We start from the raw sequence: 20,687 nt of genomic DNA on the forward strand, positions 1-20,687 counted from the left end.
GGGCACCCGAGATGGTGAGTCTTCCCTTGATCAACGCGAATTGGGGTGAGGGGTCATGAAGATCGATTCGTCACGCCCTGGCTGCCATGAGCGAGGGGGCGTGGCATGATTCGTTCACACGCCGGGTGGCTCGTTCGAAGGGGCCGGCTCGCCGGTCGCGGCGGAGAAGGACCTAGGTGGCAGGGAGGTAGCCGTGGCGCGGCGAAAGTTGGGGTTCTGGTCCCGATTTGCGGTGGCTCTGGTGAAGCCGCCGATGCTGGTCATGACGAAGCGCGACTGGCGCGGCATGGAGAACATCCCGGCCGAGGGCGGCATCATCCTCGTCGTCAACCACACCTCGCACGCCGATCCGTTCGTCGTGGCGCACTACATCTATGACAGCGGTCGCTGGCCGCAGTTCCTCGGCAAGATCGGTGTCTTCCGGATCCCGATCGCCGGCAAGATCCTCTACTGGTGCCACCAGATCCCGGTCGAGCGCGGCACGATCGATGCGGTCAAGGCGCTCAACGCGGCGGTCGAGGCGGTCAGGGGCGGCGGTGCCGCGGTGATCTACCCCGAGGGCACGATCACCCGCGAACCCGATCTCTGGCCGATGCGCGGCAAGACCGGCGCGGCCCGGCTGCGGCTGCTCACCGGTGCTCCGGTCATCCCGATCGTCGCCGAGGGCTGCGAGAACCTCTTCGACCCGCGTACCAAGAAGGTCTCCCTGAAGCCGCGGCGGCCGGTGACGGTCGTGACCGGTAAGCCGCTCGATCTCAGTAGGTGGGACGGCGCCGAGGCCAACGCCGCGACCCTGCACGAGATGACCGAGGCGATCATGTTGGGCCTGCGCGACCTGGTCGCGGAGGTACGCCAGGAGACCCCGCCTCCACTCTGGACGCCGTCGGCGCAACCGAATGATGAGAAGGCTGAGCAGGCATGAGAACCGCAGTGTTGGGTGCCGGATCCTGGGGCACGGCCTTCGCCAAGATCCTCGCCGACGCCGGAGGCGACGTCGCGCTCTGGGCCCGCCGTCCGGCGATCGCCGAGGCGATCCGATCCACCGGCTACAACCCCGATTACCTGCCCGAGTGCCGGCTGCCGGAGCGGATCGCCGCCACCGCCGACCCGTTCGAGGCGCTGGAGAAGGCCGAGATCGTCGTGCTCGCCGTGCCGTCGCAGACCCTGCGGCGCAACCTCGCCGAGTGGGCCGGCCACATCCACCCCGATGCGACGCTCGTCTCCCTGATGAAGGGCATCGAGCTCGGCACCACCAAGCGGATGAGCGAGGTGATCGTCGAGACCGCCGGGGTCGCCGCCGACCGGGTCGCCGTCGTCTCCGGGCCCAACCTGGCGCCCGAGATCGCCCTGTCCCAGCCCGCCGCGACGGTCGTGGCCTGCACCGACATCGCCCGGGCCACGCTGGTGCAGAAGGCGATCACCACGCCCTACTTCCGGCCCTACACCAACGACGACGTCGTGGGGTGCGAGCTCGGTGGCGCGGTGAAGAACGTCATCGCCCTCGCCTACGGCATCGCCACCGCGATGGGGCTCGGCGACAACACCAAGGCGAGCCTCATCACGCGCGGTCTCGCCGAGACGACCCGGCTCGGTGTCGCGCTCGACGCCGATCCGCTGACCTTCGCCGGTCTCGCCGGTCTCGGTGACCTCGTCGGCACGTGCATGTCGCCGCTGTCGCGCAACCGGACCTTCGGCGAGCACCTCGGCCGAGGGCTGTCGCTGGAGCAGGCGCAGGCCGCCACGCGATACACCGCCGAGGGCGTCAAGAGCTGCCTGGCGATCCGCGACCTCGCCCGCTCCCTGCGGGTCGAGATGCCGATCACCGAACAGGTCGAGCGGGTGTGCCACGAAGGGGTGGCCCCGAAGATCGCTCTCGCCGCGCTGATGAGCCGCGAGACCAAGCCCGAATAAGAGGTCCGCATGGACGATCTCGGTGACTCCACCCGCTGCGTGCACGCGGGCCAACCGGCAGCGGTGCCAGGCCAGCCGCTCGCGCCGGGTCCGGTCTTCGCCGCGCCCTTCCACCTGCACCCCAAGGGGGTCGAGTCCGGCGCCGACGGATACGGGCGGATGGACAGCCCCAGCCGTCGGCTGCTCGAATCCGCGATCGGCGAGCTGGAGGGCGGCGACTGCCTCGTCTTCGGCAGCGGGCAGGCGGCGATCAACGCACTCCTCATGACCGTGCTGCGCCCCGGCGACACCCTGATGATGCCGAGCGACGGCTATTACAGCGTCCGGATCTTCGCTGCCACGACCCTGGCCGAGCTGGGCATCACCACGGTCGAGGTGCCGACTGCCGGGCCGTACCCATCGATGGACGGCGTGCGTCTCGTCCTGCTGGAGTCGCCCGCCAACCCGGGGCTCGACGTGGTCGACATCACCCGCGTGGCCCCGGCGGCCCACGCGGCCGGTGCCCTCGTCGCCGTCGACAACACGGCGGCGACCCCCCTGGGCCAGCGCCCGCTCGACCTCGGCGCGGACGTCTCGGTCGCGTCGGCGACGAAGGCGATCTCCGGCCACTCGGACCTGATCATGGGGTACGTGGCGACGCGCTCGCCCGAACTGCTCGCCGGGATGACGAAGTGGCGCACGCTCGCGGGCGGCATCAGCAGCCCTTTCGACGCCTGGCTCGCCCGGCGCTCGCTCTCCACGCTCGATCTGCGGCTGCGCGCGCAGACCGCCAACGCCGCCGCGCTCGTCGAGGTGCTGCTCGCCGACCCCCTCGTCACCGGGGTGCGCTGGCCGGGGCTGCCGAGCGACCCGTCGTTCGAGATCGCGTCGCGGCAGATGCGCCGGATTCCGGGCATCGTCGGCTTCACGCTGCCGTCGGCGGACCACGTCGAGCAGTTCCTGCGGCACAGCCGGTTCGTCGCGGCCGCCACCAGCTTCGGCGGCCTGCACACGAGCGCCGACCGCCGCGAGCAGTGGGGTGATTCGACCCCGCCGGGCTTCGTGCGCCTCTCCTGCGGCATCGAGGACGCGGCCGATCTTGTGGCAGATGTCCAGAGGGCGCTGTCCGCAACAAGAGCAGGGTAAGGTCAACCGCCGTGAGCAGCACTAGGAAAACCCGCGTCGCCGTGATCTTCGGCGGACGGAGCACCGAGCACGCCATCTCCTGCGTCAGCGCGGGGAGCATCCTCAACGCGCTCGACCCCGCCGAGTTCGAGGTGGTGCCGATCGGCATCACCAAGGCCGGACGCTGGGTCCTCACCAGCGGCGACCCGGCCCTGCTCGCGATCGGCGCCGGTCAGGCCCTGCCGGAGATCACCGCCGCCGCCGGATCCGCCGTCGTGCTCCCCGCGGACCCGACCGGCCACGACGTGATCCTGCTGGAGCCCGTCGACGGCCCGGCCGCGCTCGCCTCCGTGGACGTCGTCTTCCCCGCGCTGCACGGCGCCTATGGCGAGGACGGCACCATCCAGGGCCTGCTGGAGATGGCGGGCATCCCCTATGTCGGGGCCAACGTCTTCGCCTCGGCGGCGGCGATGGACAAGGAGTTCACCAAGAAGCTCGCGATCGCCGACGGCATTCCCGTCGGGCCCTACGCGGTGCTCCGGGCCGGGCAGTCGCTCAGCCAGGAGGACCGCGACCGGCTCGGCCTGCCCGTCTTCGTCAAGCCGTCCCGGGCCGGTTCCAGCTTCGGCATCACCCGGGTCACCTCCTGGGACGACCTCGACGCCGCCGTCGCGACCGCCCGCGCCATCGACCCGAAGGTGCTGGTCGAGGCCGCGATCATCGGTCGCGAGATCGAGTGCGGCGTGCTGGAGGGCGAGCACGGCGGCGAGCCCGAGGCGTCGGCGCTGGCGGAGGTGCGTGTCGTCTCCGGACACGACTTCTACGACTTCGAGGCGAAATACCTGGACGACTCCTGCGAATTCGACATCCCCGCACCGCTGCCCGACCACGTCACGGCACGGGTGCAGGAGCTGGCGAAGCGGACGTTCAACGCCCTCGACTGCGCGGGCCTGGGGCGGGTCGACTTCTTCGTCACCCCCGACCTGGAGATCTACCTGAACGAGATCAACACGATGCCCGGCTTCACCGCGACCTCGATGTTCCCGAGGATGTGGGCCGCGAGCGGCATCGAATACCCGAAGCTCGTCACCCGCCTCATCCGCACCGCCCTCCGCCGCGGCACCGGCCTCCACTGACCGCAGAAAATTCGCGTTGATCAAGGGAAGACTCGCCGCATATCGGGCACCCCGGATGGCGAGTCTTCCCTTGATCAACGCGAATTACGGGGAGGGCGGCCCCGGCCGCGGCGAGGTGGCGGCGGGGGAGGGGTCCAGCCGCGCGAGGTGAGAGCGCTGCTCACTCTTCCGATGAGGGTACGACTGCCGTCACGCAGGTCCTGGCTGGATGCCCTGATGATGAGCCAGCCTGCTGCGGCGAGGGCCGAGTAGCGGTTGACGTCGAGCTCGAACTGCGCCCGCTCGGCGTGCTGGCGGCCCTCGTACTCCACGGCCACCTGGTAATCCGGCCAAGGCAGATCCGGGTGCACCACGAGTCCGCCGACCTGGACCGCAGCCCCCGGCGTCGGAGCGGGCAGCCGACGGTCGTGGAACCGCAGGCGCAGGACACTCTCCGGCGGCGATGCTGCGACACCGTTGAGCAGCGGAGCTATCTCGCGAGCGATGCGCACCCCGCGGACGCGCTGCGCGGTGAGCAGCCGCTCCTGGATCGCCTCGATCGTGGTCAGTCCCCGCCGCAGGAGGGCGTCGCCCAGGACGATCAGCTGCTCCCGATCGCAGCGGCCGGCGATGTCGAGGAAGAGCCGTTCCGGGCTCGTCACCCGGACATCGCGCTCCCGCCAGACGTCATACTCCGACAGCCCGGCGACGTGCGTGACGAACTCCTGGCGTTGGATCGCCGGCTCGTACGGGTCGCTGGTGATGTGCAGTCGGGGATCGCGATATCGCCCGTCGACGGGTACGCCGTACCACCGCTGCGCCGACTCGTGGCTCAGTGCCGCATAAGGCGAGGCCAATTCGAGCAGCGTGACGATGAGATCGTCATGGCTGAAGTCGGACCCGTCCGGGAAGAGCCAGGTGTCATAGGCGAGGTGCACCAGCCCGGCTCGCTCGAATTGACTGCGCTGGATCCCGTACCACGTGTAGAACTCAGATCGAAAAGCGGTCCCCGCCACCACCGCAGGCAACCGCGAAAGCATCTCCCCCACGCGGCCACCCTGCCGCGCGCTGCCGGTCGCGCGCAACAATTCGCGTTGATCAAGGGAAGACTCACCATCGGGGGTGCCCGATATGCGGCGAGTCTTCCCTTGATCAACGCGAATTATGGGGCTTACAGAGCTACCGAGCTAAAGGGGGCGGCCGTAGCTGCGGACGCCCTCGGTGTCCTTGTAGTGGCCGAAGTGGGGGATGGGGACGTAGCCCAACTTCTCGTAGAGGGCCATCGCCTCTGGCTGGGCGTGGCCGGTCTCCAGGATCATCCTGGTGCGGCCGTGGTCCTTCGCGTTCTGCTCGATCGCCCGCATCAGGGTGGTCGCCACGCCGGTGTTGCGGGCCTCGGGAGCGGCGAAGAGACGCTTGACCTCCGCCGTCGTCTCGTCATCGCCGTGGCTGCGCCAGCCCACGCAGCCGACCGGGGTGCCGTCGAGGTAGGCCACGAGGAAGCCGCCGTCCGGCGGGTCGAACTCGAAGCTCTCGATCCGCGTCTGGTCCGGGCCGCCGTAGCGCACCGTCTGGTCTGCATAGATCGCCTCGACTAGGCGTTGTACGACGGCCGATCCGTACCTCATCGGCCTGATCTCGATCTCACTCACGAGGCGTGAGGATACCGAGAATTGTGATCTTTGGTGAAGTGATCCCAGCCGACAGGCCCCTTCCACGTCCTGCCGTCCACGGTCACCTCCGGCGTGCCGACCGCCGGATGCACCCTGCCGATCGCCGTCCAGCCGATCGGCAGCTCCACCGAGGCCGGGAAGGTGGCGGCGAAGGCGTGGTCGTCGCCGCCGGCCAGGATCCAGTGGTGCACGTCGCAGCCCAGGGCCATCGCGGCGTCGCGCATCTGCCCCGGGACGTCGAACGCGTCCCGGTGCACGTCGAGCCGGACGTTGCTCGCCGCGGCGATGTGCCCGAGATCGCCGAGGAGCCCGTCCGATACGTCGATCATCGAGGTGGCGCCCGCGACGGCGGCGAGCGGGCCGGCCGGGTAGGGCACGACGGGACGGCGATAGGCGTCGACGAGGAGTTTCGGCGTACGGAACCCTCGGGAGAGCACCGTGTAGCCGGCGGCGGCGAAGCCGAGCCGACCGGCGAGCGCGATCGTGTCGCCGGCCTGGGCACCGCTGCGGGTGACGGGCGCGCGCCCGGCCAGATCGCCCAGGGCGGTGACGGAGATCATCAGCAGGGGAGAAGACGTGGTGTCGCCCCCGACGACGCTGGCGCCCACCAGGGCGGCTTCCTCGGCCAAGCCCTCGGCGAGCTCCTCCGCCCAGTCGAGCGGTGTGTCGGGCGGCGCGCAGAGCGCGACGAGCAGCGCGGTGGGCGTGGCCCCCATCGCGGCGACGTCGGCGAGGTTGGCGGCGGCGGCCCGGTGGCCGATATCGGCGGCCTCGCACCAGTCGCGCCGGAAGTGTCGGCCCTCGACCATGGCGTCGGTGCAGGCCACGACCCTTCCGTCGGGGGCGCTGACGACCGCCGCGTCATCACCGGGGCCGAGCAGGCTCGTCTCGCCCTGTGGCATCCGGGCGGTGATGCGGGCGATCATGCCGAACTCGCCGGCCCCGCTCAGGCTGTTGTCGCGGCTCACTCGCATTGATCTCCCCCGGACACCCGAGCAGCGATACCCATCAGGTGCGGTACCTTCACTTTCTGGCAACACAATCGCAGCGCAGGTGCGGGAAAAGGAGTCGTGTCGTGGTTCACGCCTACATCCTGATTCAGACGGAGGTCGGGAAGGCACGTGACGTGGCCGCGGCGATCGAGTCGATCGCCGGAGTTGCCCGCGTCGACGCTGTGACCGGCCCCTACGATGTGGTCGTTTTTGCTGAGGCGCCCAACGTGGACGAGCTGGGACGCTTGATCCTGAGCAACGTGCAGACCGTCGCGGGGATCACGCGTACGCTGACCTGCTCGGTGGTCCGTCTGTGACATCGCTCTCCCCGAGGCTGCTCGCCTCGATCGTCGCCGTGCCCGTGGCGGTCGTCACGGGCGCCATCGTGTTCCAGCAGCTCCAGCCGGCCGACGCGGGTGCGCAGGCACCCGCTCCGCAGGCCACCGGCCCGGTCACCGTCGCCGCGGCCACCCTCACCGAGCGCCAGGCCACCGTCTGCCGCGCGCTCACCGCCCGCCTGCCGGAGAAGCTCGGCCAGGCTGTTCGCCGACCCGTCACCGCAGGTCACGAGCAGAACGCCGCCTATGGGGACCCGGCCTCGGTGCTCGAGTGCGGCGTCGCGAAGCCGCAGATCGGCATGACCGACTTCCTCGTCTCCATGAACGGTGTCTGCTGGCATTCGGTGACCGGCAGCGGCAAGACGATCTGGACGACGATCGACCGCGAGGTGCCGGTCCGGGTCACCGTGCCCGGCCCGATGGAGGGCGCCGCGCAGCAGGTCGTGCCCTTCGCCACCACGATCGCGACGACGGTCCCCTCAACGAGCGAGAAGCTGCCCTCCGGCTGCTTCTGAGCACGCCCGCGTAAGCGGCAGCAAGCCCGCATAAACGAAAACCCCCGGCGCGAGCCGGGGGTTTTCGATCGCTGTGGTGCCTCAGGCGCGGGTTACCTTACCGGCCTTGATGCACGAGGTGCAGGCCTGCACCTTGCGGGTGTTGCCGCCACCGGCCGGAGTGCGCACCGTCTGGATGTTGGGGTTCCAGCGACGGTTGGTCCGCCGGTGCGAGTGGGACACGTTGTGGCCGAAGCCCGGCCGCTTGTCACAGACATCGCACACGCTAGACACGGGATACTCCTGAGATAAGTCGATAGGTCATGCCCGCACGGCGGGCGACCCGGCCAGGTTACCTGACCGACCCTGCTCCTGCCCAATCGGGCAGCGGGCGTCCGGAAAGCATAGCGTGCCGCCCGCAGGCCCTTCCAGCGGCCGGACCTGTCGGTCCCGAGCCGAGCGATGGCCCGCACCTCAGGAGTGGCCAACCCGAGGCCGCCGCAGACACGTGATCCGCCGATGTTGGCTCTACGCTAGTGGGCGTGACGGAGGCATCCCGGGTGACGTTCGACGCTGCGGTCGCGCGACGGTGGGCCGATCGAGCCGTGATCGCGCTGGAGCGGCACCGCGACGAGATCGACGAGCTCAACGTCTATCCCGTCCCCGACGGCGACACCGGCACCAACATGCTGCTCACCATGGCCGCCGCCCGCGACGGTGCCGACGGTGCCGAGGATTTCTGGGACGCGCTGGCCCACGGTGCGCTGCTCGGCGCCCGGGGCAACTCCGGCGTGATCCTGGCCCAGCTCCTGCGCGGCCTCGCCGACGGGATGACCGGCGGCGACCTCGCCGCCGCGCTCAAGGTGGCCGCCCGGGCGGCCCGCTCCGCCGTCTCCCGCCCCGTCGAGGGCACCATCCTCACCGTCGCGGACGCAGCGGCGCTCGCCGCTGCCGGTGACGACGACCCGACGATCGCCCTCGCCGCCGCACGGGCCGCCGCCGAGGCGCTCGCCCGGACACCGGAGCAGCTTCCGGCGCTCGCCGCCGCCGGTGTCGTCGACGCGGGCGGCCGAGGCCTCGTGGTGGTCCTGGAGGCGCTCGCCGCCGAGCTCTCCGGCGAGGAAATCGAGTCCTCCCCGCCGCCCCGGCTCGCCGCGTCCGTCCGTCCGGCCGCCGCGGCCGCGGAGGAGACGACGAGCTTCGGCTACGAGGTGCAGTATCTGCTCGACGCCGAACCCGACGCCGTCGACCTGCTCGGGAGCACCCTGGACCTGCTCGGCGACTCGCTCGTCATCGTGGGCGGCCCGAAGACCTGGCGGGTGCACGTGCACGTCGCCGACGTCGGTGGCGCGATCGAGGCGGGCGTGCGGGCCGGGCGGCCCTACCAGATCGGGGTGACGGACCTGTCGGTGCAGGTCGCGGGGCGCCGGTGCCTGGATCCCGACGCTCGCGGGGTGGTCGTCGTCGCCAACGGTGCGGGGCTCGCCTCGCTCTTCGAGGGGGAGGGCAGCATCACGGTCGCGGCGAATCCGTCGACCGGTGAGGTGCTCGCCGCGATCCGCCGGGCCGCCGCCGGGCGTGTCGTCGTGCTCCCCAACGACCCGAACACCCAGGCGGTCGCCGTCGCCGCCGCCAACGAGGCCTATCACGAGGGCGTGAAGGTACGCGTGGTGCCGACGAAGTCGCCGGTCCAGGCGCTTGCGGCCCTCGCCGTCCGCGATCCGGACCGCCGCTTCGAGGACGACGTCATCGCGATGGCCGAAGCGGCGAGCGCCTGCCGCTTCGCCGAGGTGACCACCGCGTCCCGCGAGGCGCTGACGATGGCCGGGCACTGCCGTCCCGGTGACGTGATCGCCCTGGTCGGCGGCGAGGTGCACCTGATCGGCGAGGAGCTCGTGGGCGTCTGCACCGATCTGCTGGACCGGCTGCTCGGCGGTGGCGGCGAGATCGTCACCCTGCTGCTGGGCGCGGGCGCCCCGGCCGACCTCGCCGATGACCTGCGGACCCACCTCGCCGGCACCTGGCCCTATGTCGAGGTCCAGTGCTATGACGCGGGTCAGCCGCACTATCCGCTGATCGTGGGGGTCGAGTGACCGCGGAGACCGAGACCGAGAACGTCCTGACCGTCCGCACGCCGCTGCACAAGCTGCTGGGGGCCAAGACGGGCAAGGCGCTCGCCGGCACCCTGAACCTGCACACCGCCAACGACCTGCTGCATCACTTCCCCCGCCGCTATGACCAGCGGGGGGAGCACACCGACATCCGCTCGCTGCAGGTCGGCGACCAGGTCACGATCATGGGCCGGATCCTGCGGACCACCGTGCGCCGGTTCAAGGCCCGCAACGGCGATCTCGTCGAGTCGATCATCGCGGACGGTTCCGGCGCGCAGATCACCCTCACCTTCTTCAACCAGAAGTGGCGCGCGGCCGATCTCGAACCGGGCCGCTGGGGCCTCTTCGCGGGCAAGGTGACCGAGTTCAACCGGGTCCGCCAGCTCAACGGTCCCGAATACATCCTGCTCGACGCCGACGGCTCCGACGACGTGGAGCAGTTCGCCGGTGCGCTAATCCCGGTCTATCCGGCGGCGGCGAAGATCCCGACCTGGCAGATCGCCAAGTGCGTGCGGATCGTGCTCGACATGGTGCCGCTCACCGAGGACCCGATGCCGTCGCAGATCCGGGTGGCGCGCAAGCTGATCGATCTGCCCTCGGCACTGCGCGAGATCCACCGGCCCGCCTCACGGGAGTCGCTGGCCCTGGCACGGCGCCGGTTGGTGTGGGACGAGGCTTTCGCCGTACAACTCACGCTTGTCCGTCGCAAACGACGGGCCGCGCAGTGGCCGGCGCGACCGCGCCCACCGCGCGACGGTGGCCTGCTCGAAGCCTTCGACGACCGGCTGCCCTTCACGCTCACCGAGGGCCAGTCGGCGGTCGGCGCGGAGATCTCCGCCGACCTCTCCGCCGCGCACCCGATGCACCGGCTGCTCCAGGGCGAGGTCGGCGCGGGCAAGACGCTCGTCGCGCTGCGGGCGATGCTCCAGGTCGTCGACGCGGGCGGCCAGGCCGCGCTGCTCGCGCCGACCGAGGTGCTCGCGACCCAGCACCACCGGACCATCGCCAAGATGCTCGGCGAGTTCGGGCGCGCGGGCGAGCTGGGCGGTCACCCCGACGGGACGCGCATCGCGCTCGTCACGGGTTCCCTCGGCGCGGTGGCCAAGCGCCGCGCGCTCGCCGAGGTCGCGTCGGGCGAGGCAGGGCTCATCGTGGGTACGCACGCCCTGCTCTACGAGGGCGTCGACTTCGCCGACCTGGGCCTCATCGTCGTCGACGAGCAGCACCGGTTCGGGGTGGAGCAGCGCGACGCCCTGCGGGCCAAGGCGGAGCAGCCACCGCACGTGCTGGTGATGACCGCGACCCCGATCCCGCGGACCGTCGCGATGACGGTCTTCGGCGATCTGGAGGTGTCCACCCTCGCCCAGCTGCCCAGCGGGCGCTCGCCGATCGCCTCGCACGTCGTGCCCGTCGCGGAGAAGCCCGCGTTCCTGGAGCGGGCCTGGCGGCGCGTGGTGGAGGAGGTCGAGAAGGGGCACCAGGCCTATATCGTCTGCCCCCGGATCGGCGACGCCGAGGCCGACGAGGACGTGCCGCCGAGCGACACGGACTCGGACAAGCGAGCGCCGATCGCGGTCAACGAGATCGCTCCACTGCTGGCCGAGGGGCCGTTGAAGGGCTTGCGGATCGGTGTCCTGCACGGCCGGCTCCCCGCCGACGAGAAGGACTCGATCATGCGGGCTTTCGCGGCGCGCGAGATCGACGTACTCGTGGCGACGACGGTCATCGAGGTCGGCGTCGACGTACCCAACGCGACGATGATGATGATCCTCGATGCTGACCGCTTCGGGGTCTCTCAGCTCCATCAGCTGCGCGGCCGGGTCGGTCGTGGTTCCGCACCGGGGCTGTGCCTGCTCGTCTCCGAGGCGCCCGAGGAGACGCCCGCGCGGGCCCGCCTCGATGCGGTCGCGTCGACCACCGACGGGTTCCGCCTCGCGGAGCTCGACCTGGAGCAGCGGCGCGAGGGCGACGTGCTGGGCTCGGCGCAGTCCGGCCACCGATCGCACCTGAAGCTGCTCTCGCTGCTCAAGGACACCGAGGTGATCGGCGAAGCGCGTACGCAGGCCGAGGAGCTCCTCGCCGACGACCCGGAGCTGACGCGTTACCCGCTGCTCGCCGAGGCGATCGACACCCTCGTCGACGACACCCGCGCGGAGTACCTGGAAAAGGGCTGACCCTGCCCGCGACGGTCCCCCAGGGCCCCAAGATCGTCGCAACTCTTGAAGAGTTGGTGTTAAGCGGCGCGTGCTGCCGGCGCCCCCCTTTTTTTTGGACCAACTCTTGAAGAGTTGGTCCCAAAGAACGCGACAGCGGCGCCGCACCCGGGAGGGGCGGCGCCGCTGTCGTACCACCCGATTACGCGGCGTCGGTCAGTCGACGACGTCGGGCACCGAGTACCAGCAGGATTCCGGCGCCCACGAGCACGGCACCGACCCCGCCGAAGAGGCCGATCTGCGTACCGGTCACGGGCAGCCCGCCACCGGTCGACGGCGACGGCGTCGGGGTCGACTCCGTCGGCGGCGTGGAGGACGGGCTCACCGACGGTGACGGCGGAGTCGGCGAAGACTCCGACGGCGACGGTGACGGCGAGCCGTTGCAGCTCGCCGGCTTGGTGTAGACGGCGGTCACCGGCGGCAGGTCGTAGTCGGTGAACGTGACCGTCGCGTCGGTGTCGGCACCGGCGGTGAAGGTGGCCTTCTCCGAGGTGCCGGGTGCGACGGTGACCCTCTTGGTCTCGCCGTTGTAGACGATCGTCGCCTCGACCGGCAGGTTGCCCGCCGGGTTGGTCACCGAGACGGCGAAGGTGTCACAGGTCGCCTCGACGGCCACGGTCGGCAGCGGGCAGTCCTCGGGGCGCTGCCACGAACCGGTCTTGATGGTCTTGCCGTCCATCTTGACCGTGATCGAGCCCGCCTTGGCGGCCGGTACGACGATGTCCTTCGACTCGCCCGGGTTGACCGATGCCGACTCGCTGAAGCCGCCCTCGGCGGTCACCGTGAACGGAGCCGCGTAGTGCGCATCGGCACCGTTGGTGAGGTGCACGTTGACCGAGCCGTCACAGGCGGAGACGAGGGTCGCCGCCGGGATGGCGCAGGTCAGGTTGCCGCCGTTGTACCACCCGGCGGGGCCCGAGGACCGGTTGCCGGGCGCGCCGCCCGAGCCGAGCTTCAGGTCGTTGTAGCGGGCACCACCGGCGACCAGCGGGTCGATGATGACGCTCTCACCGCCCCAGACCAGGTCGACCTGGGTGAAGCAGCCCGGCACGTCCACGCTGAGCTCGACCGAGGGGTGGTCGCGGTCGATCGTGGCGGTGGCCGTGTCGTAGGCGTACTGCGGCCACAGGGCGACAGCCGCCGGTGCGTAGTAGGAGACGAGCGAGAAGGACTGCGATCCGCCCTGGCACAGCGGCAGGTCGCCCTTCAGCTTCACCGAGGCGGTGCCCGCGGGACCGGCGAAGGTGTGCTCGTAGCTCGCCTTGCTCGCGTCGACGCAGGACGGCGGCGCGGTGCACGGGCCACCGCGGAAGGTGACCGTCTCGTCCTGGGTCGAGGTCTCGCTCTTGCCGTGCTCCTTCGGCCAGCTCACCTTGACGGTGAGCTTGACCTTGTCCGCGGAGCCGGGGACGGTCTGCACCGCGGTGAGCTCGCCGTCGTCGCGTCCCGACTTCTTCGGGATGACGGAGCCCTTGAGGGCGGTGCTGCCGCCCACGACGGTGACTGTGGTGTCGGGGTTGGAGGTCTTGTCGGTGATCGTGGCGTCGCGGTTGCGCTTGTTCGTCAGGGTCCAGGTGATGCGCCACTCGCCGGTGGCGCGCAGGCACTCGGCCCTGCCGTCGATGGCGAGCTGGCTGTCGTTGCCGCCGCCACCGGTGAAGGCGGTCGGGGTGGCTGCGACGGACGGAACCGCGAGCGCGATGGCGCCGACCACGGCGATCGCGGCGCCGGCCGCTACGGCCAGGGCACGGCGAATCGGGTGAGAGGGGGTCACATCGTCTCCAGGGGTACGTATCGGGGGGTGAAGACTCCCACACCGTACGGATGAGCCTGATGGGCCGCAAGATGGAACGCATCGCGTACCGTCGGTGTGTGACCAGGATTGTGGCTGGACGGTTCGGCGGACGGCGTCTCATCGCCCCACCCGGGCAGCTCACCCGACCCACCGCGGATCGAGTGCGGGAAGCCCTGTTTTCGGCCCTGGAAGCCCAGGTCGGACTGCTTGACGTGCGCTTCGTCGACCTCTTCGCGGGCTCCGGCGCGGTGGGGCTGGAGGCGCTGTCGCGTGGCGCGGCTCACAGTCTGCTCGTCGAGTCGGACGCCAAAGCGGCCCGCGCGATCCGCGACAACATCGAGCGGATCGGCGCCAAGGGGCACGCACTCTTGGTCAACGCCAAGGTCTCCACGACTCTCGCGGGCGGTCCCTCGGGTGATCCTTATGACATCGTCTTCGCCGACCCGCCCTACTCCCTCGGCGAGGACGAGCTCGCCGAGATGCTGTCGGCGCTGGTCGATCGCGGTTGGCTGGCCCCCGACGCGGTGCTCGTGATCGAGCGGGCGAGCCGCTCGCCCGAACCGCGGTGGGTGCAAGGTGTCACCGGAGAGCGACAGCGCCGTTACGGCGAGACGACTCTTTGGTACGGTCGCGCTGCCCTAGCGCCGCTACGGGAACCTCGGCAGGCAGAAGGATGAGCGCAATGAGGCGTGCGGTCTGTCCCGGCTCTTTCGATCCGGTGACCAATGGCCACGTGGACATCATCGTCCGGTCGGCGCAGCTCTTCGACGAGGTCATCGTCGGTGTGCTGATCAATCAGTCCAAGCAGGGACTCTTCTCCGTCGAAGAGCGGATTGAGATGCTCCGCGAGGTGGCGTCCGCTCATCCCAACGTACGAGTGGAATCGTTTCACGGGCTCCTCGTCGACTTCTGCCGCGCCAACGGTGCCCAGGTCGTGGTCAAGGGCCTACGTGCAGTGAGCGACTTCGATTACGAGCTGCAGATGGCGCAGATGAACGTCGGGCTCTCCGGGGTCGAGACGCTCTTCATGCCAACGAACCCTCTCTATTCCTTCATCGCCTCCAGCCTGGTAAAACAGGTAGCGAGGCTCGGTGGGGACGTGTCGCAGTATGTGCCCAAGGTGGTCGAGGAGCGGATGGTCGCGAAGCTGCGACCAACTGGCTGATAGTCCGACGCGCCGTCGGGCGTCCGGTCGGCCCGCGAAAGGCTCTCGGGACGCATGATGGATCGGCGAGCAGACAGCTCAATAGGAAGTAGGAGAGACGGTGGACCCGCTCGATCGCATCGACGAGATCATCCAACTGGTCGAGACAGCGCGCAACGTGCCCATGTCACGTAACTGCATGATCGACCGAGGCGAGATGATCGGCGCGCTGGACGAGCTGCGCGCGGAGCTTCCGAGCGAGCTGCGCCGGGCTGCGGCCCTGCTGGAGGAGCGCGACAAGATCCTCGACGCGGGCCAGCGTGAGGCGGACCGGATCATCACCGACGGTGAGCGTGAGCACGCCCGCCTGGTCTCGGTGAACGAGATCACGGTCTCCGCCGAGCACGAGGGCAACCGGATCATCGGGGAGGCGCGGGCCGAGGCCCAGCGGCTGCGCGACGAGGTCGACGACTACGTCGACACGGCGCTCGCCAACTTCGAGCAGTTCCTGACGCGGGCACTCGCCTCCATCGAGCGCGGCCGCGACAAGATGCACGCGCTGCGCGAGATCGGCTCTTTCGTCCCCGACGAGAACGACCGCCCGCTGCCGTTCTGAATTATGGAGCTGGATCATGGCGCCACCTTCGGTGGCGCGGCGGCGTCCCTTGGGACCCGGTAGTTCGCGATCCTTCTGCGCCTTCGGCGCAGCAGAATCCCGAACACCGGCGGGACGCTGGATCATGGCGCCACCTTTGGTGGCGCGGCGGCGTCCCTCGGGACCCGGTAGTTCGCGATCCTTCTGCGCCTTCGGCGCAGCAGAATCCCGAACACCGGCGGGACGCCGCGTCGTGGTCTCTGCCATCGGCGGACGGTGTTCTCGGGGTCCGGCTACGATTGGTTGTCCGGCGTTGTCGCCTGGCCGCCGGTGGTGGTTGGGCTGATTCGACTGCCCAACCGGCGTCAGGTAATCTAATACGTCGGCCTCAACCAGGCCGGGAGCCTAATTATGCGTGATCATCACTCGAAGCACCTGAATGCCCGGGCACCGCTGGTCCTCGACACGAGAGACCTGCCTCGCAGCCCGGGTGCTATGCGTGCCCTCGAACGGACGGTTCCCGCTCCTGAGGATCTCGGACTGGAGCTGATCGGTGTGCCCGCGGGCTCCGACCTGCATCTCGATCTGGAGATGACGTCGGTCTCGGAGGGTGTGTTCGTCTCGGGGACCGTCGCCGGTCCCCTTCAGGGCGAGTGCGGGCGTTGCCTGCGACCGATCGAGGACGACTTCTCCGCGCGGATCCGGGAGCTCTACGCCTACCCGGAGAGCGCGACGGAGGAGACGACCGACGAAGACGAGGTAGGACGGCTGCAGGACGACCTGATCGACCTGGAGCCGGCGCTGCGGGATGCGGTGGTGTTCGCGCTGCCGGTCAACCCGCTCTGCCGACCCGACTGCCCAGGGTTGTGCTCCGAATGTGGAGCGCACTGGGATGAGCTGCCGGAGGACCACTCCCACCGGCAGATCGACCCGCGCTGGGCGGGTCTGAGCAAGCTGACCGCAAGCACCGAGGAGTAGAGACCCATGCCAGTCCCTAAGCGGAAGACGTCGCGCAGCAACACCCGTTCCCGCCGGGCGAACTGGAAGGCGACCGTGGTCGCGACCGTCGCCTGCCCGCAGTGCAAGTCACCGAAGCTGCCGCACGCTGCCTGCACTGTGTGCGGCACGTACAACGGCCGCCAGGTCATCGCGGTCTGAGCACGCACATACACACGGCGCCGATCGCCGTCGACCTCCTCGGTGGGGATAATGCCCCGTCCGTCGTGGTCGACGGCGTTCTGCGTGCTCTGAACGCCGATCCGCAGCTCCACCTGCTCCTCGTCGGGCCGCCCTCGGTGGCCGCCACGGTCCTGGACGCGCTGACGGAGGCCGATCGGCGGCGGTGCCGGGAGCGCACCGCTCTCAAGGTGGTCGCGATGGCGGACGCCCCGCTGCGGGCCATGCGCGCCGACACCACCATCAGGTCGTCCCTGGTCGCGCTCGCCGCAGGCGAGGCCGCCGCGGTGGTCTCGGCCGGTTCCTCCGGCGCGACGGTCACGGCCGCGGTGCTCGAGCTCGGCAGACTCGACGGGGTACGCCGACCCGCGCTCGCCGCCAGCATCCCGGCCATCGCCGATCCGGTCCTGCTGCTCGACGTCGGTGCCTCGGTCGAGACGAATGTGGCGACCCTGAGTTCCCATGCCCTGCTCGGTGCCGACCACGCCCGTCGGCTGGGCCTGCACAAGCCTCGGGTGGGCCTGCTCTCCGTCGGTCGCGAACCGGGCAAGGGCGACCGGGCCCGCCGGGCCGCCGAGTCCGCCCTCGCCGAGTTGCCCATCGACTTCGTCGGCCTCGTCGAAGGCGACGACGTCTGCCTCGGCGACCGGGCCGACGTGATCGTCACGGACGGCTTCACGGGAAACGTGCTGCTGAAAGGTATCGAGGGTGCTTACGCGCTGGCCCGAGGAGTGAGCGAGCGAAGCGAGGGAGCCCCGCAGGGTGCGCCGGGGGGATCTGTGCTGGCCCGAGGAGTGAGCGAGCGAAGCGAGGGAGCCCCGCAGGGCGCGCCGGAAAATACAGCGCCGGCGCACTCCGGGCTTCGGCGGGTGGGGGTGCCGGGGGGCGCGCCTCGAGCGGCGATGCTGCTCGGCGTACCGGGAATCGTGGTTGTGTGTCATGGTGCCGCAGACGCCGACGATCTCGCGGCGGCGATCGCGCTCGCGGCTGTGACCGTGCGGGCGCGCAGATGAAGGTTGAGCTGACGGTGAAGTCATGAAGAACCGAGCGGATCTGACCGTTCTGGAGGCCGCGACCGGTGTGAGCCTCGAAGCGGAGCTGCTGGAGCGTGCCCTCACGCACCGGTCCTTCGCCTATGAGAACGGTGGCCTGCCCACCAATGAGCGGCTGGAGTTCCTCGGCGACTCCGTGCTGGGCCTGGTGATCACCGACGCGCTCTACCGCGACAATCCCGACCTGCCCGAGGGCAAGCTGGCGAAGTTGCGGGCGAGTGTCGTCAATTCTCGTGCGCTCGCGGGGGTCGCGCGTGGACTGGGTCCGCTGGGGCTGGGGGAGTACCTCCTGCTCGGCAAGGGCGAAGAGGCGACCGGCGGCCGCGACAAGGAGTCGATTCTCGCCGACGCGCTGGAAGCGCTGCTCGGCGCGATCTATCTGCAGTACGGGATCGAACGGGCCAGCGAGGTGATCCATCAGCTCTTCGACCCGCTGATGGAGGAGTCCTCGCGGCGCGGTGCGGGCCTGGACTGGAAGACGAGCCTGCAGGAGCTCACGGCGAAGTACGGCTGGGGCGTGCCCGAGTACCAGATCGACGAGGAGGGCCCCGATCACGCGAAGTCCTTCACCGCATGGGCGGTGGTGGGCGGTGAGCGCTTCGGTGGCGAGCGGGGCAAGTCGAAGAAGGAGGCTGAGCAGCGCTCGGCCGAGGACGCGTGGCGGGTGCTGTCGGGGCGGGCGGTCAGCCTGGAGCATCCCGAGGTGACGGGAGAGGATTAGTCGTGCCAGAGCTTCCCGAAGTGGAGACCGTTCGCCAGGGGCTGGACCGCTGGGTCAGCGGACGCACCATCGACACGGTGGAGGTGCTGCATCCCCGGGTGATCCGGCGCCACCTCGCCGGTCCGGTGGACTTCGCCTCCCGCCTGCGTGGCCGCACGGTGACGGGGGCGATGCGCCGGGGCAAATACCTGTGGCTGCCGCTGGACTCCGGTGACGCGCTCATCGCGCACCTGGGCATGTCCGGGCAGATGCTGGTGCAGCCCCAGGCCAATGCCGACGGTCCGCACCTGCGTGCCCGCTTCACCTTCACCGACGCGGGCTCCGAGCTGCGTTTCGTTGATCAACGGACCTTCGGCGGGCTGCTCTTCTCGCCCGATGGCGCCGAGCTTCCGAGTGAGATCGCTCACATCGCGCGGGATCCGTTCGACCCGTCCTACGTCGAGGCGGAGGTGGCGAAGGCGCTGCGGGCCCGCAAGATCGGTGTGAAGCGAGCGCTGCTCGACCAGACGCTGATCGCCGGTGTCGGCAACATCTACGCCGACGAGGCCCTGTGGCGGGCCAAGCTCCACGGCGAGCGCCCCGCGGCCAAGCTGACCCAGGCGGCGGCCCTGGAGCTGCTGCGCCACTGCAAAGACGTGATGACGGAGGCCCTGGGCCAGGGCGGCACCAGCTTCGACGCGCTGTATGTCGACGTCAACGGCGAGAGCGGCTACTTCGACCGCTCCCTGAACGCCTACGGCCGCGAGGGCGAGCCCTGCCGCCGCTGCGGTGCCGAGATGCGCCGGGAGCCGTTCATGAACCGCAGCAGCTTCTCCTGCCCGGTCTGCCAGCCCCGCCCCCGTACCTGACCCCAAAATTCGCGTTGATCAAGGGAAGACTCGCCGCAAATCGGACACCCGGGATGGTGAGTCTTCCCTTGATCAACGCGAATTTCGGGGCTATACCGCCGTGAGGGACGGGCTGGGGACCAGGCAGCCCTCCGTGGTTGCCAGGCCCCAGCCGGCTCCTCTGCCTCGCATCAGCTCCAGGCACGCTGCCAACTGGTCCGTGGGGATGGAGTGCACGATGTGGGCATCGCCGGGGCGGACGCCCTCGGTGGTGCCGTCTATGTACTCGGTCCAGGACCCCTCGAAGGTGCAGATCGTGGCGCCAAGACCTCGGTAGAGGCTGTCGGTGGGGCGCCCGGGGTTGATCAGCACGGTGTCGAAGCCCCAGCGTCTGGCGGCCCGTACGGCGACGGCCACCGGCCCCACCGAGTACGGGCTGGTCGGCACCTGGTCGAAGAAGATCCCGCCGATCGCGGTCTCGGCGAGGCTGCCGATCTCGGCGCGGACGAGCTCCACGTGCCTGGCTCCGAAACCCAGATCCACATGGCCCAGGGGCACACCCGCGACGACAGGACCGCTGAGCGGGTGGGCATACAACGTCAAGTGTCGGCTCACATCGGGGTCAACGACGAGCCCCGAAAGGTGCCACTGTCAGTGATCTGATAGATCAGCTTCGGCCGAAGTCCTGCGTCCAGTAGGGCGTGGTGCCCTTGTAGACCAGCCCGACGCCGACGGCCTTGCTCCCGCAGTTGAGAATGTTGGCCTTGTGGCCGGCGCTGCCCATCCAACCCTTGACCACGGCCGCCGGGGAGCCGTAGCCATAGGCGATGTTCTCCGACGCGGCCGAGCCTTTCGGGTAGCCGGCTCGCTCGATCCGCTGGACGAAGTCGCTGCCGTCGTGGCCCTTGTGGCTGAAGAAGTTGAACTTGACCATGTCGCCGCTGTGGGCCCGGGCCGCCTGGCGCAGGTGCTCATCGGTCCGCAGAGCACCGCAACCGGCCTTCTTGCGCTCGGCGTTGACCAGTTTTGTGACCTGGTCCTCCCAGGCGATGACGCCCGCCTCGACGGTCGGTCGACTGGTGGGGATCGGGGCGGCGGACGTCTTGGCGACAGTCGGCTTGGATGCCTCGGCCGACGGCTTGGCGGAACCGGAACCGGAACCGGTGGCGGCCGGAGGTGAGGCGTTCGTCACGGGCGACCCGTCCGCGTCGGTGGGCGCCGTCGAGGCGCCGCCGAGGTCGAGCGCGGACGGTGCGAGGGCCGGCGGCAGCAGGATGGCGACGCCGAAGAGGGTGACCAGCAGCGCGATCGCCAATGCGAGTGCGGCGGGGAAGGGCAGTCGGCGGGGGCGCACCGGACGACGTTAACCGCAGCGGCGAAATCGAACAACCTGTGCCGCATGTCGGATCCCGACAGGTCCTATTTA

The 20,687-nt window shown here is 69.9% G+C and carries 23 protein-coding genes; 16 read left to right on the forward strand and 7 right to left on the reverse strand.

Annotated features, from left to right (window positions below; all coding sequences use genetic code 11):
- The first annotated feature begins 193 nt into the window (after nucleotides 1-193).
- The 4 genes from F4553_RS27625 to F4553_RS27640 are packed head-to-tail and all read left to right on the forward strand — an operon-like array spanning nucleotide 194 to nucleotide 4,151.
- On the forward strand, nucleotides 194-922 hold the full coding sequence (locus F4553_RS27625) for a lysophospholipid acyltransferase family protein (RefSeq protein WP_184841589.1): 729 nt from the start codon (nucleotides 194-196) through the stop codon (nucleotides 920-922).
- Nucleotides 919-1,911, forward strand: coding sequence for an NAD(P)H-dependent glycerol-3-phosphate dehydrogenase (locus tag F4553_RS27630; RefSeq protein ID WP_184841591.1), 993 nt, complete (start codon nucleotides 919-921; stop codon nucleotides 1,909-1,911). Before F4553_RS27625 ends, F4553_RS27630 begins: the two co-directional genes overlap by 4 nt.
- A gap of 9 nt (nucleotides 1,912-1,920) precedes the next feature.
- Nucleotides 1,921-3,036 (forward strand): cystathionine gamma-lyase, encoded by a 1,116-nt coding sequence (locus F4553_RS27635; protein WP_184841593.1) that lies wholly within the window; start codon nucleotides 1,921-1,923, stop codon nucleotides 3,034-3,036.
- 11 nt (nucleotides 3,037-3,047) lie between these two features.
- Entirely contained in the window at nucleotides 3,048-4,151 is a 1,104-nt protein-coding gene (locus F4553_RS27640; protein WP_184841595.1) for a D-alanine--D-alanine ligase family protein, read from the forward strand.
- Between the two features lie 74 nt (nucleotides 4,152-4,225).
- Here F4553_RS27640 and F4553_RS27645 read toward each other — a convergent pair whose 3' ends face one another.
- The 3 genes from F4553_RS27645 to F4553_RS27655 form a co-directional block, all read right to left on the reverse strand.
- Entirely contained in the window at nucleotides 4,226-5,179 is a 954-nt protein-coding gene (locus F4553_RS27645) for a hypothetical protein (RefSeq protein WP_184841597.1), read from the reverse strand.
- A 138-nt stretch (nucleotides 5,180-5,317) separates the two neighbouring features.
- Nucleotides 5,318-5,782: a GNAT family N-acetyltransferase gene (locus F4553_RS27650; RefSeq protein ID WP_184841599.1), complete on the reverse strand. Its 465-nt coding sequence runs from the start codon at nucleotides 5,780-5,782 to the stop codon at nucleotides 5,318-5,320.
- Nucleotides 5,779-6,777 carry a thiamine-phosphate kinase gene (locus F4553_RS27655; RefSeq protein ID WP_184841601.1) on the reverse strand — a complete coding sequence of 333 codons (999 nt, stop codon included), beginning with the start codon at nucleotides 6,775-6,777 and terminating at the stop codon, nucleotides 5,779-5,781. The genes F4553_RS27650 and F4553_RS27655 overlap by 4 nt, the downstream gene beginning before the upstream one ends.
- Nucleotides 6,778-6,878: 101 nt before the next feature.
- On the opposite strand from F4553_RS27655, the gene F4553_RS27660 reads away from it, so the two are divergent.
- Nucleotides 6,879-7,112, forward strand: a complete 234-nt coding sequence (locus F4553_RS27660; RefSeq protein WP_184841603.1) for an Lrp/AsnC ligand binding domain-containing protein — start codon at nucleotides 6,879-6,881, stop codon at nucleotides 7,110-7,112.
- The gene (locus tag F4553_RS27665; protein ID WP_184841604.1) at nucleotides 7,109-7,648 is read left to right on the forward strand and encodes a DUF3515 domain-containing protein; all 540 of its coding nucleotides are present in this window, start codon (nucleotides 7,109-7,111) and stop codon (nucleotides 7,646-7,648) included. The genes F4553_RS27660 and F4553_RS27665 overlap by 4 nt, the downstream gene beginning before the upstream one ends.
- 81 nt (nucleotides 7,649-7,729) lie before the next feature.
- Here the strand turns inward: F4553_RS27665 and rpmB are convergent, their stop codons facing one another.
- Nucleotides 7,730-7,921, reverse strand: a complete 192-nt coding sequence (gene rpmB / locus F4553_RS27670; protein WP_184841606.1) for a 50S ribosomal protein L28 — start codon at nucleotides 7,919-7,921, stop codon at nucleotides 7,730-7,732.
- Nucleotides 7,922-8,169: 248 nt separating this feature from the next.
- Here rpmB and F4553_RS27675 point away from each other — a divergent pair, with 248 nt between their 5' ends.
- A complete protein-coding gene (locus F4553_RS27675) occupies nucleotides 8,170-9,720 on the forward strand; it encodes a fatty acid kinase ATP-binding subunit FakA (RefSeq protein WP_312875408.1) in 1,551 nt (516 codons plus the stop codon).
- On the forward strand, nucleotides 9,717-11,912 hold the full coding sequence (gene recG / locus F4553_RS27680) for an ATP-dependent DNA helicase RecG (RefSeq protein WP_312875409.1): 2,196 nt from the start codon (nucleotides 9,717-9,719) through the stop codon (nucleotides 11,910-11,912). Before F4553_RS27675 ends, recG begins: the two co-directional genes overlap by 4 nt.
- A gap of 181 nt (nucleotides 11,913-12,093) precedes the next feature.
- Here the strand turns inward: recG and F4553_RS27685 are convergent, their stop codons facing one another.
- Nucleotides 12,094-13,725 carry a cell wall anchor protein gene (locus F4553_RS27685; RefSeq protein WP_184841608.1) on the reverse strand — a complete coding sequence of 544 codons (1,632 nt, stop codon included), beginning with the start codon at nucleotides 13,723-13,725 and terminating at the stop codon, nucleotides 12,094-12,096.
- A gap of 98 nt (nucleotides 13,726-13,823) precedes the next feature.
- Here F4553_RS27685 and rsmD point away from each other — a divergent pair, with 98 nt between their 5' ends.
- The 8 genes from rsmD (at nucleotide 13,824) to mutM (ending at nucleotide 19,282) form a co-directional block, all read left to right on the forward strand.
- Nucleotides 13,824-14,423 carry a 16S rRNA (guanine(966)-N(2))-methyltransferase RsmD gene (rsmD, locus tag F4553_RS27690; RefSeq protein ID WP_184846982.1) on the forward strand — a complete coding sequence of 200 codons (600 nt, stop codon included), beginning with the start codon at nucleotides 13,824-13,826 and terminating at the stop codon, nucleotides 14,421-14,423.
- Nucleotides 14,424-14,428: 5 nt separating this feature from the next.
- The gene (gene coaD / locus F4553_RS27695; RefSeq protein WP_184841610.1) at nucleotides 14,429-14,911 is read left to right on the forward strand and encodes a pantetheine-phosphate adenylyltransferase; all 483 of its coding nucleotides are present in this window, start codon (nucleotides 14,429-14,431) and stop codon (nucleotides 14,909-14,911) included.
- A gap of 100 nt (nucleotides 14,912-15,011) precedes the next feature.
- A complete protein-coding gene (locus tag F4553_RS27700; RefSeq protein ID WP_184841612.1) occupies nucleotides 15,012-15,506 on the forward strand; it encodes an ATP synthase subunit B family protein in 495 nt (164 codons plus the stop codon).
- Between the two features lie 390 nt (nucleotides 15,507-15,896).
- Nucleotides 15,897-16,463: a YceD family protein gene (locus F4553_RS27705; protein ID WP_184841614.1), complete on the forward strand. Its 567-nt coding sequence runs from the start codon at nucleotides 15,897-15,899 to the stop codon at nucleotides 16,461-16,463.
- A gap of 6 nt (nucleotides 16,464-16,469) precedes the next feature.
- Nucleotides 16,470-16,643: a 50S ribosomal protein L32 gene (gene rpmF, locus F4553_RS27710; protein ID WP_184841616.1), complete on the forward strand. Its 174-nt coding sequence runs from the start codon at nucleotides 16,470-16,472 to the stop codon at nucleotides 16,641-16,643.
- An 8-nt stretch (nucleotides 16,644-16,651) separates the two neighbouring features.
- Nucleotides 16,652-17,674 (forward strand): phosphate acyltransferase PlsX, encoded by a 1,023-nt coding sequence (locus F4553_RS27715; protein ID WP_184846984.1) that lies wholly within the window; start codon nucleotides 16,652-16,654, stop codon nucleotides 17,672-17,674.
- Between the two features lie 22 nt (nucleotides 17,675-17,696).
- The gene (gene rnc, locus F4553_RS27720; RefSeq protein ID WP_184841618.1) at nucleotides 17,697-18,434 is read left to right on the forward strand and encodes a ribonuclease III; all 738 of its coding nucleotides are present in this window, start codon (nucleotides 17,697-17,699) and stop codon (nucleotides 18,432-18,434) included.
- A 2-nt stretch (nucleotides 18,435-18,436) separates the two neighbouring features.
- Nucleotides 18,437-19,282, forward strand: coding sequence for a bifunctional DNA-formamidopyrimidine glycosylase/DNA-(apurinic or apyrimidinic site) lyase (gene mutM, locus F4553_RS27725; RefSeq protein WP_184841620.1), 846 nt, complete (start codon nucleotides 18,437-18,439; stop codon nucleotides 19,280-19,282).
- A 90-nt stretch (nucleotides 19,283-19,372) separates the two neighbouring features.
- On the opposite strand, the gene F4553_RS27730 is transcribed toward mutM, so the two are convergent.
- The gene (locus F4553_RS27730) at nucleotides 19,373-19,876 is read right to left on the reverse strand and encodes a spherulation-specific family 4 protein (protein WP_312875410.1); all 504 of its coding nucleotides are present in this window, start codon (nucleotides 19,874-19,876) and stop codon (nucleotides 19,373-19,375) included.
- Between the two features lie 52 nt (nucleotides 19,877-19,928).
- Entirely contained in the window at nucleotides 19,929-20,615 is a 687-nt protein-coding gene (locus tag F4553_RS41265; RefSeq protein ID WP_312875411.1) for a CAP domain-containing protein, read from the reverse strand.
- Nucleotides 20,616-20,687: the final 72 nt, after the last annotated feature.

It is taken from the genome of Allocatelliglobosispora scoriae, assembly GCF_014204945.1.
GTDB classification, from domain to species: Bacteria; Actinomycetota; Actinomycetes; order Mycobacteriales; family Micromonosporaceae; genus Allocatelliglobosispora; species Allocatelliglobosispora scoriae.

What these genes read in the sequence shown, in the direction of transcription:
- F4553_RS27630 (WP_184841591.1), top strand. Translation starts at nt 919, where the DNA reads ATGAGAACCGCAGTGTTGGGTGCCGGATCCTGGGGCACGGCCTTCGCC.
- F4553_RS27635 (WP_184841593.1), top strand. Translation starts at nt 1,921, where the DNA reads ATGGACGATCTCGGTGACTCCACCCGCTGCGTGCACGCGGGCCAACCG.
- F4553_RS27655 (WP_184841601.1), bottom strand. Translation starts at nt 6,777, where the DNA reads ATGCGAGTGAGCCGCGACAACAGCCTGAGCGGGGCCGGCGAGTTCGGC.
- coaD (WP_184841610.1), top strand. Translation starts at nt 14,429, where the DNA reads ATGAGGCGTGCGGTCTGTCCCGGCTCTTTCGATCCGGTGACCAATGGC.
- F4553_RS27705 (WP_184841614.1), top strand. Translation starts at nt 15,897, where the DNA reads ATGCGTGATCATCACTCGAAGCACCTGAATGCCCGGGCACCGCTGGTC.
- rpmF (WP_184841616.1), top strand. Translation starts at nt 16,470, where the DNA reads ATGCCAGTCCCTAAGCGGAAGACGTCGCGCAGCAACACCCGTTCCCGC.
- rnc (WP_184841618.1), top strand. Translation starts at nt 17,697, where the DNA reads ATGAAGAACCGAGCGGATCTGACCGTTCTGGAGGCCGCGACCGGTGTG.